This window comes from Streptomyces durocortorensis, assembly GCF_031760065.1.
Lineage (GTDB): Bacteria > Actinomycetota > Actinomycetes > Streptomycetales > Streptomycetaceae > Streptomyces.
On sequence record NZ_CP134500.1, the window covers coordinates 957781 to 970441 of the forward strand.

The window sequence follows — 12661 nt, forward strand, 5'->3', positions numbered from 1 at the left end:
GCGCCCTTCCGGCGCGCCCCTACGGGTCCAGGTCGTTCCCGGCCCGCTCGTCGAAGATCCGCATGGCCTTGGCCGTCACCGGGCCGGGCTCCGGGCTCAGCTCGCGGTCGTCGACCCGGTGCACCGCCTGGATGTCGCGGAGCGTCGAGGTCAGGAACACCTCGTCGGCGTCGGCGAGCACGTCCATCGAAAGGTCGGTCTCCTCCGCTCCGGTCCACTCGACGGCCAGCGCGCGGGTGATTCCGGCGAGGCACCCGGAGGCCACCGGCGGGGTGTGGATGCGGCCGTCGAGGACGACGAACACGTTGGAGCCGGTGCCTTCGCAGAGCCGGTCGGCCGTGTTGGGGAAGAGCGCTTCGGACGCGCCCCGCTCACGGGCCCGCGCGAGGGCGACGACGTTCTCGGCGTACGAGGTGGTCTTCAGGCCGACGAGAGCGCCGCGTTCGTTGCGCGTCCAGGGGACGGTGATCACCGCGGTGGTGTCGGGGCGGCGGTTCACCCCGTCGAGCGCGACCACGAGGCTCGGCCCGCCGGTCCCCCGGTCCGAGCCGAGCGGGGCGAGCCCACCGGTGTAGGTGATGCGCAGCCGCCCCAGCGGTACGGGGTTGGCGTCGATGACCGCCGCGGCGGCGCGGCGGACCTCGTCGAGGTCCGGGTCGGGCAGCCCCAGGCCCCGGGCGGACCGGGTGAGCCGGTCGAGGTGGCGGGTCAGGGCGAAGGGTCGCCCCTCGCTCGTACGGACCGTCTCGAAGATGCCGTCGCCCACGGTCAGCCCGTGGTCGAGCACCGAAAGCCGGGCGTCGTCGGCGTCCCGCAGTCCGCCGTTGACCCAAATCCTCATTGCGCGGTCCTTCCTGTCTCCTCGAACGTGCCCGACGCTACAGCGAGCAGCCGGGACGCCTTCAGTTCGGTCTCGTCCCATTCGCGCTCCGGGTCGGAGCCCCAGGTGATCCCGGCGCCGGTGCCGAACCGCAGCAGGGGCACGGGACCGGTCCGGTCGATCCAGAACGTCCGTATGCCGACGGCGAGCGACGCGGTGCCCCGGTCGGCGTCGACCCAGCCGACCGCACCGCAGTAGGGGCCGCGCGGGGCCCGCTCCAGCTCGGTGATGATCCGCAGGGCGCTGGACTTCGGCGCCCCGGTGACCGAACCGGGCGGGAAGGCCGCCGCGAGCAGCTCCGGCCAGCCCGCGCCCTCGGCCAGACGGCCCCGGACGGTGGAGACGAGGTGGACGAGACCGGGGTGCTTCTCCACCACGCAGAGATCGGGGACGGTGACGCTGCCCGTCGCGCAGACGCGGCCCAGGTCGTTGCGGACCAGGTCGACGATCATGACGTTCTCCGCGTGGTCCTTCTCCAGCAGATCGCCCTCCGTCCGCCCGGTCCCCTTGATCGGCCCGGACTCGACGACCCGGCCGTCCCGCCGGAGGAAGAGCTCGGGGGACGCGGTGGCGACCTCCACGCCGTGCCCGGGCAGCCGAATCGTTCCTGCGTACGGGGCGGGGTTGCCACGCGCCAGCAGGGCGGTCAGGGCGTCGACATCGGCCGCGCCCCCGGAGCCGGCCTCGGGCAGCGGCGCGGAGAGGACCCGGCAGAGGTTGGCCTGGTAGACCTCGCCCGCCGCGATGTATTCACGGATCCGCCGTACGCCCGCCGTGTAGGCGTCACGATCCAGCGAGGACGTCCAGTCCCCGGCAGCGGGCCCGCGCCAGGCTCCGGGCACGGGAGGGGGCACCGGCTCCCTGCGTACGGTGGAGAAGCGGGCGCAGACGGGACGGCCTTCGAAATCGGCGCATACGGCCCAGAAGCCGGACGAGTCGAGGGCTGCCGGATCGTGGGTGACGTCCCGCAGACCGGAGGCGACGAGGCCGCCGAAGCGGGCCAGAGGAACAAGGTCGGACACCCTGGTGAGTCTAGGACGGTGTGCGACGACCTGCGTCGGGGCGAGGACCGGGGCGGGGTCGGCGCAGCACGCTGCACAAACGCGTTTTTGTACTGGCCCGGGAATCCGCTAGAGTTCAACACGTCGCCGGGACGCGCAAGCGGAACGGGAAAGACAAGCGGACGTAGCTCAGTTGGTAGAGCGCAACCTTGCCAAGGTTGAGGTCGCCAGTTCGAACCTGGTCGTCCGCTCGCAGAAGACGGGGGATCTTCCCGAACCCCCGTCCCTGGTGGAGTGGCCGAGAGGCGAGGCAACGGCCTGCAAAGCCGTCTACACGGGTTCAAATCCCGTCTCCACCTCCAAGGACGATTAGCTCAGCGGGAGAGCGCTTCCCTGACACGGAAGAGGTCACTGGTTCAATCCCAGTATCGTCCACTGATCCGCAAGGATCACGGTCCGCAAGGATCCCCGCGCGATTAGCTCAGCGGGAGAGCGCTTCCCTGACACGGAAGAGGTCACTGGTTCAATCCCAGTATCGCGCACGCAGTACACGCAGGGTCACCTGCGCGATTAGCTCAGCGGGAGAGCGCTTCCCTGACACGGAAGAGGTCACTGGTTCAATCCCAGTATCGCGCACCACCGAGAACCCCCGGTCGTATCCACGACCGGGGGTTCTTTCGTCGTACGGCCGATCCCTCGGTCCCTCAGGACGAGAAGAGCATCCGGCCGAAGCCCTTCTGGCGGCGGTGGCCGTAGTGGCCGCCGTGCTGCGGCGCGCCCCAGGCCGGGGCGTGGGCGGCGGGAGCGGCCGGGTAGGCGCCCTGGGCGGGCGGCGGGGGCGGCGCCGGCTGGGACCACTGCGACTCCAGGCGGGTCAGCGACTCCAGCTCGCCGTAGTCGAGGAATATCCCCCGGCAGCCGCTGCACTGCTCGATCTGGACGCCGTTGCGGTTGTACGTGTGCATCTGCGCGTGACACTTGGGACACTGCATCATCGGCTCGGCTCCTCGGCCTCGTTGTTCTCGTTGCGCCGTCGCCGAATGTCTGCCCGACGACGCTCCGTTCAGCCTACGACGCGCCCTCCACGGCCGACTCGGGCGGCAACGTAGCGATTCGGGCACAGGATTCGAGCATCAGCGCTTCGCCTTCGTCCGGATTCCGTTGCTCCGCAGCGCACTTGGCCAGCGCGAGGGCGGCCGTCTGTACGGTCAGCGCGCGGGCGGGAACGTCCAGCCCGGGCCAGGGGTCCCCGTCTGCGGGTACGGCGGGGCCTCCGGCGGACCGGTAGGCGTCCAGGAAGGACAGCCAGTCCTCGGGCGGCAGCAGCCCGGCCGCGTACCAGGCGGCGGGCCGGGCGAGGTCCCACGCCGGATCGCCCGTCCCCATGTCGTCGACGTCGATGAGGAGCCAGGGCCCGTGTGGGGCGGGATGGCGTACGAGCTGGCCCAGATGCAGGTCCCCGTGGCACAGGAACCGGCCCCTGGCCTCGGGCATCGGGGCCTCGCCCCGCGCCCAGGCGGGCAGGGCGTTCCAGGCGGCCAGCACGGGGAGGGCCGACGCGTGACGGGGGAGGGCGGTGCGCATCCGGGAAACGGCCCGCGCCGCCTTGACCGGGCCGCGCATCGGCGGGAGCGGGAAGGGGGGCGCCGTCCGGTGGAGCCGGGCGAGGAGCACGGCGGCGTCGGCCCAGGGTGCGGCTCCGGGATCGGCGGGGTCGACGGGCACTCCGAACGGCCAGAGCGTGACGGGGCGCGCGGCGGTCGGGGGCGCGAAGGTCCGTGCGGTGGTCAGCGGTGGGAGCAGGATGCCGGTCAGGCGCGGGTGTGCGGCCAGGGACATCCGGGCCGCCAGGGCCTCCCGGTCGGTGTCGGGGGCGTGGGCCTTGGCCACCGTCGTACCGCTGCGGACCACCGTGCCGTCGGGCCGGTCCGCCAGGACCTGGGGCGGTTCGCACACGCAGCGCGTCCTGGCGGGGTGGGAGAGGCGGTGCGCGAGGGTGCCCAGATCGTGGACGGCTGAGGTCTCGGTGCTGGTCAACGGCTCCCCCGGCGGTCGGTCCGGCCGTGGCACCGGTCCCGCCGTGAGCGTAGCGCGGCGGTGGCCGGTCCGGTCGTGCAGTCGTGGAGTGGCCGTCCGGCGTCAGGGGCGCCGTGGTGGGGGGGGCTGGTTCGCACGGGCCCGGACAGCGCGATGCCCGGTCAGCTCCCCAGCTGACCGGACAAACGCTGCCGTCCGCCGCACCCCCGTCCCCACGGGGCTGTTGGCCGGATGTGCGGGTCCGGACCGCTCTTCCGGACCCCGGGCGCCGCTCAGCGCCCCAGCATCACCGCCACGGACGACGCCTGTGTGACCACCGCTTCCCAGCCGCCGAAGACGACCGCGAGCAGGGCCGCCAGGGGAAGGACCATGGCCGTCGCCACCAACGGGTGACGCGTACCGGACGGACGGGCGCCGAACGAGGCGTACGCCTTGCGTCCTCGCATACGGACCATCGTCCGCGTTGCCGTGTCCGCCATGGTTCCTCTCCTGACCTGATGGGGGGCGGCGGGCGTGTGACCTCGGGGGACGAGTGCTGCGCCCGCCGCTTGACCTCAACATTAGGTAACCGGTGAGCACGGGGCGTCATGCCCGCGTACCGAATACCGGGCCTCCCGGAGGATGAGCCGTCGGCGCTCCGCGTACTCCCCTGGGTGGAGACGGGGCATCCGGCCTTGGGGTGATCCCGGAGGGGGCGGGGGCGGCGGAGGCCGGCCGGCGGGTGACTTCACTCACGTCCGCCGGGCGGCCGCCCCCACCCCGGGGGCAGCTCCGGACACCGCCGCCCGGTATGCCGGAGCGGTGGGCCCGGGCTCAGCGCCTCGTACCCGGTGACGCGTGCCGGTCGATCCAATCCCCCCTGCCCGGCGGCGCCTTGGGGGAGGCCGACGGCCGAGACGCCCGGAACCGCCGGGCTCTGACCTCGCTTCACCTGTCCCACCGGGCACGGACAATCGAATCCCGGGTGAGGGCGCGGCCTCTGAGCGAGCCGGGCGCGGGGTACGTAAGCTGTGCCTCGTCAGGCGGACCAGGCAGCGGGGATGGGCAGACGATGGCGATGATGCGGCTCCGGCGCGAGGACCCGCGTCTCGTCGGCTCGTTCCGGCTGCACCGACGGCTCGGCGCGGGCGGCATGGGCGTCGTCTACCTCGGCTCCGACCGGCGCGGCCAGCGGGTCGCGCTCAAGGTGATCCGGCCCGACCTGGCGGAGGATCAGGAGTTCCGTTCGCGGTTCGCGCGCGAGGTCTCCGCCGCCCGGCGCATCCGGGGCGGCTGCACGGCCCGGCTGGTCGCCGCCGATCTGGACGCGGACCGCCCGTGGTTCGCGACGCAGTATGTCCCCGGCCCCTCGCTGCACGACAAGGTGGCCGAGGAAGGTCCCCTGTCCGCGGCCGAGGTGGCCTCGATCGGGGCGGCGCTCTCCGAGGGCCTGGTGGCCGTCCACGAGGCGGGGGTGGTCCACCGCGACCTGAAGCCGTCGAACATCCTCCTCTCCCCCAAGGGCCCCCGCATCATCGACTTCGGCATCGCCTGGGCGACCGGGGCGAGCACGCTCACCCATGTCGGTACGGCGGTGGGGTCGCCCGGGTTCCTCGCGCCCGAGCAGGTCCGGGGCGCGGCGGTGACGCCCGCGACGGACGTCTTCTCGCTCGGCGCGACGCTGGCGTACGCGGCGATGGCCGACTCCCCCTTCGGGCACGGCAGTTCCGAGGTGATGCTGTACCGCGTGGTGCACGAGGAACCCCAGCTCCACGGGGTGCACGACGCCCTGGCCCCCTTGGTGCGCGCCTGTCTGGCGAAGGACCCGGAGGAGCGGCCCAGCACGCTGCAACTGTCCATGCGGCTCAAGGAGATCGCGGCGCGCGAGGCACAGGGGCTGCACGAGAGCAGGCCGCCCGTCCAGCGCTCCGCCCAGGACGTGGACCGGGCGACCGGCCGGATGGCCGATCCGTACGCCGAGCAGCACACCCGCCGGGCGGAAGGGCCCTCGGCCTCCCGCCCGCAGGGCAGGCGTCCCGCGCCCGCCCGTTCGGGGGCCCCGCGCACCGGTGGGTCGCGTCCGCAGGCACCGCGCAGCACGACGCGCTCCGGCTCCGGGAAGCGGCCGGGACCGGCGGCCGGGACGAACGGCAGGCCGGGCACCCGTTCCGGGGCACGGACGACGTCGGCGGGGCGGCGGCCGGCCAACCCACGGCTGCTGCGTCAGCGGCTGGTGGTGTTCGTGGTGGTGACGCTGCTGGTGGCGCTGGGCATCGCGGCGGCGCAGGGCTGCCAGGGACCGGCCCGTGGCCTCGGCGGGACCGAGCGGCCTGCGGGCGGGGCATCGCAGGCGCAGCCTGGGTCACCGGTGGACGTGCGGAATGACGCTGTCGACGGCAGCTTCGGCGTGGGGCGTCAGGGCCGGAACGCGTAAGCGGGACCTACGGGCAGGGCGCGGCGCAGTCGTGCTGCTGCCGTACGCGCTCAGTTCTCCGGGCGGCCCGTCGCCACCGCGTAGAAGGCGACGGCGGCCGCCGCGCCCACGTTCAGCGAGTCCACACCGTGCGCCATCGGGATACGGACCCACTCGTCGGCCGCCATCAGCGCCTTCGTGGTCAGCCCTTCGCCCTCGGCCCCGAGCATCAGCGCCACCCGCTCCAGTCGGTGCGGGGCCGCCTCGTCGATGCTGGTGGCCTTTGCGTCGGGGGTCAGCGCGAGGAGCCGGAAGCCGGCCTCCCGTACCGTCTCCAGCGACTTGGGCCAGGCTTCGAGACGGGCGTAGGGAACGGAGAACACCGCGCCCATGGAGACCTTGACGGAGCGCCGGTAGAGCGGGTCGGCGCAGTCCGGGGAGAGCAGGACGGCGTCCATGCCGAGGGCGGCGGCGCTGCGGAAGATCGCGCCGATGTTGGTGTGGTCGTTGACCGACTCCATGACGACCACCCGGCGTGCGGCGGTGAGCAGTTCGTCGGAGGTGGGGAGCGGCTTGCGCTGCATGGAGGCCAGCGCACCCCGGTGGACGTGGTAGCCGGTGACGCGTTCGGCGAGATCCGGGGCGACGGCGTACACGGGGGCCGGGACCTCGTCGATGACGTCCCGCATGACGTCGACCCACTTGGCGGAGAGCAGCATGGACCGCATCTCGTACCCCGCGAGCCGGGCGCGCCGGATCACCTTCTCGCCCTCGGCGATGAAGAGGCCCTCGGCGGGCTCCCGCCGTCGCCGCAGCTCGACGTCGGTCAGTCCGATGTAGTCGCTCAGGCGCGGGTCGTCGGGATCGTCGACGGTGATGATGTCTGCCACAGGGTGATACTGCCTTGTCCGGTGTGAGGTGCCAACGCCTGGGATGAAGATGCCCGGGTGTGCCCGCGGTCAGTCGGCCGCGGCCGGGGCGGGCCTCGGCGCGGAGTCCGGTCCCACCGCGACGACCTCGCCGATCACGATCACCGCGGGCGGGCGCACGTCCTCGGCGACCGCGCGCTCGCCGACGTCCGCGAGCGTGGCGTCGACGCGGCGCTGGGCGGCGGTGGTGCCCTCCTGGACGAGGGCTACCGGGGTGGCCGGGTCCTTGCCGTGGGCGATCAGGGCGGCGGCGATGGCACCGATCTTGTCGACGGCCATCAGCAGGACGAGGGTGCCGCGCAGCCGGGCGATCGCCTCCCAGTCGACCAGCGAGCGCGGGTCCTCGGGGGCGACATGGCCGCTGACCACGGTGAACTCGTGGGCCACTCCTCGGTGGGTGACCGGGATACCGGCCGCACCGGGGACGGAGATGGTGCTGGAGATGCCGGGGACGACCGTGCAGGGGATGCCCTCGGCGGCCAGCGCCTGGGCCTCCTCCATGCCCCGGCCGAAGACGAACGGGTCGCCGCCCTTGAGCCGGACCACGGCCTTGCCCGCCTTGGCGTGCTCGATCAGCGCCTGGTTGATCGCCTCCTGGGCCATGAACCGCCCGTACGGGATCTTCGCCGCGTCGATCACCTCGACGTGCGGCGGCAGTTCGTCGAGCAGGTCGCGGGGGCCGAGGCGGTCGGCGATGACCACGTCCGCCTCGGCGAGGAGGCGGCGGCCGCGGACCGTGATCAGGTCCGGGTCGCCGGGGCCGCCGCCGACCAGGGCGACGCCGGGGGCGCGGGTGCGGTGGTGCGGGGCGGCGAGGGTGCCGTCGCGCAGGCCCTCGACGATGGCGTCGCGGATGGCGGCGGAGTGCCGGGGGTCACGGCCCTGGGACGTGGTGGTGAGGACGGCGACCGTGACGTTCTCGCTGCGGCCGGTGGCCGGGGTCCAGGCGGTCGCGGCCTCGGCGTCGTCGGCCCGTACGCACCAGGTGCGGGTGCGCTCGGCCTCGGCGGAGGCGGCGTCGTTGGCGGCGGTGTCGGAGGAGGCGACCAAGGCGTACCAGGTGTCGGCGAGGTCGCCGTCCTGGTAGCGGCGGCGCTCCCAGCGGATCTCCCCCGCGTCGGCCATCGCCTCGACGGAGGGCGTCGCGGACGGGGAGACCAGCGTGATGGCCGCGCCGGTGGCGATGAGCTGCGGCAGGCGGCGCTGGGCGACCTGGCCGCCGCCGATGACGACGACGCGGCGGCCGTGCAGGCGCAGTCCTACGGGGTACGCGGGGTGATCGGCGTGATCCGCGTGCGCGGCGTGGACTGCGTCCTCGGCGTGACCTGCGTGGTCTGCGTGCTCGGCCATGGCGGTGCGGGCTCCTCGTACGGGGTGCTGCGTAGGCGCCGCTGCGGCGGTGGAGCGGCTGTGACGTGCGGAAGTGGGGGTTCCTGGGTGGGGAACACGATACGGGGTGGGCGGGGGTGGGGCCTGGGGCCGGTGGGCGGGTGGGGCGCCCGGCGGGCCCTGTCCCCTACCCGCCCCTTCCAGAAACCGGGGGCTCCGCCCCGGACCCCGCTCCTCAAGCGCCGGAGGAGCTGGAAGGGTCGGAGGAGCTGGAAGGGGCGGCCCCGGCTACTTCTCCGTTACTCCCGCCGAGTCGAACGTCGCCACCTCGTGCATCGCCCGCGCCGCGCTCTGCACGATCGGCAGCGCCAGCAGCGCGCCCGTGCCCTCACCCAGGCGCAGGTCCAGATCGACCAGGGGGCGCAGGCCCAGCTTGTTCAGGGCCGCCACATGGCCGGGTTCGGCGCTGCGGTGGCCCGCGATGCAGGCGGCGAGCGCCTCGGGGGCGATCGCCCGTGCGACGAGGGCCGCCGCGCCCGCGCTGACGCCGTCCAGGATCACCGGCGTACGCAGGGACGCTCCGCCGAGGAGGAAACCGGCCATCGCCGCGTGCTCCAGGCCCCCGACCGCCGCGAGGACGCCGATCGGGTCGGCGGGGTCGGGCTGGTGGAGGTCGAGGGCGCGGCGTACGACGTCGACCTTGCGGGCGTGCATCTCGTCGTTGATTCCGGTTCCCCGGCCGGTCACCTCGGCGGCGTCGATCCCGGTGTACACGCAGATCAGCGCGGCGGACGCGGTGGTGTTGGCGATGCCCATCTCACCGGTGAGCAGGGCCTTGTTGCCCGCGGCCACCAGGTCGCGGGCGGTCTCGATGCCGACCTCGATCGCGGCCAGGACCTCTTCCCGGGTGAGGGCGGGACCCGTGGTGAAGTCCGCCGTACCCGCGCGCACCTTGCGGGGCAGCAGGCCGGGGGTCGCGGGCAGGTCCGTGGCGACGCCCACGTCCACCACGCACACCTCCGCGCCGACCTGGGCGGCGAACGCGTTGCAGACGGCTCCGCCGCCGAGGAAGTTCGCCACCATCTGGGCGGTGACCTCCTGCGGCCAGGCGGTGACGCCCTGGGCGTGCACCCCGTGGTCACCGGCGAAGATCGCGACGGCCGCGGGCTCCGGGATCGGCGGCGGGCACATCCGGGAGAGCCCGGACAGCTGCGCGGAGATGATCTCCAGCATGCCCAGCGCACCGGCGGGCTTGGTCATCCGCTTCTGGCGTTCCCACGCCTCGCCCAGCGCCTTCGCGTCCAGCGGGCGGATCGCGGAGATCGTCTCCTGGAGCAGGTCGTGCGGCTCCTCGCCGGGCAGGGCGCGGCGGCCGTACGTCTCCTCGTGGACGACCCAGGACAACGGGCGGCGCTTGGACCAGCCCGCCTGCATCAGCTCCGGCTCCTCGGGGAACTCGTCGACGTAACCCACGCAGAGGTACGCCACCACTTCGAGGTGCTCGGGCAGGCCGAGCGCGCGGACCATCTCCCGCTCGTCGAAGAAGCTGACCCAGCCCACGCCGAGGCCCTCGGCTCGGGCGGCGAGCCAGAGGTTCTCGACGGCGAGGGCCGAGGAGTACGGCGCCATCTGCGGCTGGGTGTGCCGGCCGAGGGTGTGGCGGCCCCCCCGGGTCGGGTCGGCGGTGACGACGATGTTGACCGGGGTGTCGAGGATCGCCTCGATCTTCAGTTCCTTGAACTGCTTCGCCCGGCCCTTGGGCAGCGACTTGGCATAGGCGTCGCGCTGGCTCTGGGCCAGTTCGTGCATGGAGCGACGGGTCTCCGCCGAGCGGATGACGACGAAGTCCCACGGCTGCGAGTGACCGACGCTCGGCGCGGTGTGCGCGGCCTCCAGCACCCGGAGGAGGACCTCGTGCGGAATCGGGTCGCTGCGGAACCCGTTGCGGATGTCCCGGCGCTCGCGCATGACCCGGAGCACCGCTTCACGCTCGGCGTCGTCGTAGCCGGGAGCGGGGGCGGTGACGGGGGCAGGGTCGGGAGCGGGGGCGGCGACGGGCGAGGTGGAAAGCTCGGTGACTTCCTCGGCCGACTGCGATGCCTCGCCCTGCTGCGGTGCCTCCGCCTGCTGCGGTGCCTCCGCCTGCTGCGGTGCCTCCGCCTGCTGCGGTGCCTCGGCCTGTTCCGGTGCCGCCGGCTGCGCCGGTTCGTGCGCCGCCGCCGGCTGGTCGGTCTGCTCGTCGGCCTGCGCAGGCTGGTCCGGCTCCGTCAGCTCCGGGGTCTCGATGATCTCGGGGCCGGTCCCGTCCTCCGCGTCGGGCTCAGCGGCCTGGGTGGCCTGTACGGGGGCGGGCGCGGGGATGTCGGTCGCCGGCGGTTCGGGCCGGGCCTCCGGCTGGGTCCCCGGCTCGGCGGCGGGTGCCGCCGCCTCCGGGGTCTCGGCCACCACCACGACCGGGGCCGGTTCGGGCGCGGTCGCAGGCTCGGGCGCGACGGGGGGTGCCTGGTCGGCCACGGCAACCGGCTCGGCGGGCGTCACCGGTTCGGGCACGGCAACCGGCTCGGCGGGCGTCACCGGTTCGGGCACGGCAACCGGCTCGGCGGGCGCCGCGTCCGGGGCGGGCGCCGCGTCCGGGGCTGGGGCCGGGGCCTCTGCCTGCGGCTCGGGGGCGGTCGCCTGCGTCGGGGCTGCCTCCGCTGCCACTGCCAGGGGCTCGGGTGCCAACGGCTCGACCGGGGCCTCGGCCCCGGCATCCGGAATCTCCGGCGTCTGCGCCACGGGGGCCGGGGCCTCGGACGGCTGCTCGGCCGGGGGCTGGATCACGGCCTCCACCGGTGCTTCCGGCTGTGCCGCCTCGGGGACGACCGTTTCTTCCGGGATCGCCTGCTGAGGCGGCTCGACCGGCTCAGCGGGCTCAGCGGGCTCAGCCGACTCCATCGGTGCGACCGGCTCGGCCTGCTCGATCTGTTCGGCCCGCTCGATCTGTTCGGGCTGGGCAGGCGGCTCCGGCTGCTGAAGCTGCTCCGGCTGCTCCACTTGCGCAGGCTGTTCCCGCTGAACCGGCTGCTCGACCACGGGCTCGGCGGCAACCGGCCCAGCGGACCGGGCCTGCGCGGTCGGCTCGGCGGGCTCGGGCGCCTCGGCGGCGACCGCAGCGGGCCCCGCGGGCCCCGACGGCTGCGGGGCTCCCCACGGCGCCCCGCCCTGCGGCGGGATCTCGCCCAGCTGGGGGCCCGGCAGTGCCGAGGAGTCCTCGACCGGGACGTCGAAGTACTCCGGTCCGGTGGTCGGCGGGCCCGCGTGGCGGGCGGGGGATGCGGTGCGCACCGCTCCGGCGGGGCCCCGGTCGGCCAGCGAGCGGACCACGCCACCGCCCTGCGTACCGCCGGCGTACGACGGGGCCTCGGCCGAGGCGGGGCCGCGGTGCAGCGGACGACGGGCAGGAGCGGGGCCGGCGGGAGCGGGGGCCGTGGCTGCCGCGTGCGCGCCGACCGGTGCCGGTGCGGGCGCGGGGGCCGGGATGCGTACGGCGCTCACGTCGACGGAGCCGGAGTCCCGGCCGCCGGACTCATGCGTGCCGTGCGGCTCGGCGGGCGCCGGTGCCGTCTGGCCTTGCGCGGGCACCTGGGGCTGGGGCTGTGCGGCGTACTGCTGGGGCTGGGGCTGGATCTGCTGCGCGGGCTGTTCGGGCGCGGGGGCCTGGGCCGGAGGCTGCTGGGCCACCGCGGGAGCAGGGGCGGGCGTCGTCTGCTCCGGCGCCGGGGCGGCCGGCGGGTCGCTCCAGGCGCCCTGGGAGGTCGGCATCAGCAGGAGGTCGTCGTCCTCGGGGGTGTGCTCGGAGGGGTCGAGGAAGGTGTACGCGTCCGGGGCGGGGATGCCCGGCTGCTCCACCATGCCTGCGTTCTCCGGCAGTCCCTCGCCCGGGATCTGGCCGGTGTCAGTCATGCGTACCCCTCGCCCATCGTCAGTGCTCCTTCGGCCCTTCGCCCGGGACGCCGAACCACGGCACGCCGGTGCTCGTCATCAAGAACGAGCGGGCTCGCCGCGCGGCACGAAACGCCCGCGGAGCTTCCTATTCTCGCGGCCGTTCGCC

At 74.2% G+C, this 12661-nt stretch carries 9 protein-coding genes and 5 tRNA genes; 6 read left to right on the top strand and 8 right to left on the bottom strand.

What is annotated here, in order from left to right; all coding sequences use genetic code 11:
• Positions 1 to 19 precede the first annotated feature (19 nt).
• Both RI138_RS04080 and RI138_RS04085 read right to left on the bottom strand, forming a co-directional pair.
• Positions 20 to 841, bottom strand: coding sequence for an aminotransferase class IV (locus RI138_RS04080; protein WP_311118791.1), 822 nt, complete (start codon positions 839 to 841; stop codon positions 20 to 22).
• Entirely contained in the window at positions 838 to 1884 is a 1047-nt protein-coding gene (locus tag RI138_RS04085; RefSeq protein WP_398864203.1) for a chorismate-binding protein, read from the bottom strand. Before RI138_RS04085 ends, RI138_RS04080 begins: the two co-directional genes overlap by 4 nt.
• A 175-nt stretch (positions 1885 to 2059) precedes the next feature.
• On the opposite strand from RI138_RS04085, the gene RI138_RS04090 reads away from it, so the two are divergent.
• The 5 genes from RI138_RS04090 (at position 2060) to RI138_RS04110 (ending at position 2520) form a co-directional block, all read left to right on the top strand.
• Positions 2060 to 2132: transfer RNA gene (locus RI138_RS04090), tRNA-Gly, on the top strand.
• A 37-nt stretch (positions 2133 to 2169) separates the two neighbouring features.
• A tRNA-Cys gene (locus tag RI138_RS04095) sits at positions 2170 to 2243 on the top strand.
• A gap of 1 nt (position 2244) precedes the next feature.
• Positions 2245 to 2316 (top strand) — tRNA-Val (locus tag RI138_RS04100).
• 35 nt (positions 2317 to 2351) lie between these two features.
• Positions 2352 to 2423: transfer RNA gene (locus RI138_RS04105), tRNA-Val, on the top strand.
• Positions 2424 to 2445: 22 nt separating this feature from the next.
• Positions 2446 to 2520: transfer RNA gene (locus RI138_RS04110), tRNA-Val, on the top strand.
• Positions 2521 to 2585: 65 nt separating this feature from the next.
• Here the strand turns inward: RI138_RS04110 and RI138_RS04115 are convergent.
• From RI138_RS04115 to RI138_RS04125, 3 genes are all read right to left on the bottom strand, one after another.
• Positions 2586 to 2876 (bottom strand): TFIIB-type zinc ribbon-containing protein, encoded by a 291-nt coding sequence (locus RI138_RS04115; RefSeq protein ID WP_096632504.1) that lies wholly within the window; start codon positions 2874 to 2876, stop codon positions 2586 to 2588.
• A 73-nt stretch (positions 2877 to 2949) separates the two neighbouring features.
• On the bottom strand, positions 2950 to 3918 hold the full coding sequence (locus tag RI138_RS04120) for a phosphotransferase enzyme family protein (RefSeq protein WP_311118793.1): 969 nt from the start codon (positions 3916 to 3918) through the stop codon (positions 2950 to 2952).
• A 272-nt stretch (positions 3919 to 4190) separates the two neighbouring features.
• Positions 4191 to 4397: a hypothetical protein gene (locus RI138_RS04125; protein ID WP_311118794.1), complete on the bottom strand. Its 207-nt coding sequence runs from the start codon at positions 4395 to 4397 to the stop codon at positions 4191 to 4193.
• A 572-nt stretch (positions 4398 to 4969) separates the two neighbouring features.
• Here RI138_RS04125 and RI138_RS04130 point away from each other — a divergent pair.
• Positions 4970 to 6331: a serine/threonine-protein kinase gene (locus RI138_RS04130; RefSeq protein WP_311118795.1), complete on the top strand. Its 1362-nt coding sequence runs from the start codon at positions 4970 to 4972 to the stop codon at positions 6329 to 6331.
• Between the two features lie 50 nt (positions 6332 to 6381).
• Here the strand turns inward: RI138_RS04130 and RI138_RS04135 are convergent, their stop codons facing one another.
• From RI138_RS04135 to cobT, 3 genes are all read right to left on the bottom strand, one after another.
• Positions 6382 to 7200 (bottom strand): TrmH family RNA methyltransferase, encoded by an 819-nt coding sequence (locus RI138_RS04135; protein WP_311118796.1) that lies wholly within the window; start codon positions 7198 to 7200, stop codon positions 6382 to 6384.
• 69 nt (positions 7201 to 7269) lie between these two features.
• Entirely contained in the window at positions 7270 to 8589 is a 1320-nt protein-coding gene (gene cobA / locus RI138_RS04140; protein ID WP_096632511.1) for a uroporphyrinogen-III C-methyltransferase, read from the bottom strand.
• A gap of 267 nt (positions 8590 to 8856) precedes the next feature.
• Complete coding sequence (cobT, locus tag RI138_RS04145) at positions 8857 to 12513, bottom strand: nicotinate-nucleotide--dimethylbenzimidazole phosphoribosyltransferase (RefSeq protein ID WP_311118797.1); 3657 nt, start codon at positions 12511 to 12513, stop codon at positions 8857 to 8859.
• Between the last annotated feature and the right edge of the window lie 148 nt (positions 12514 to 12661).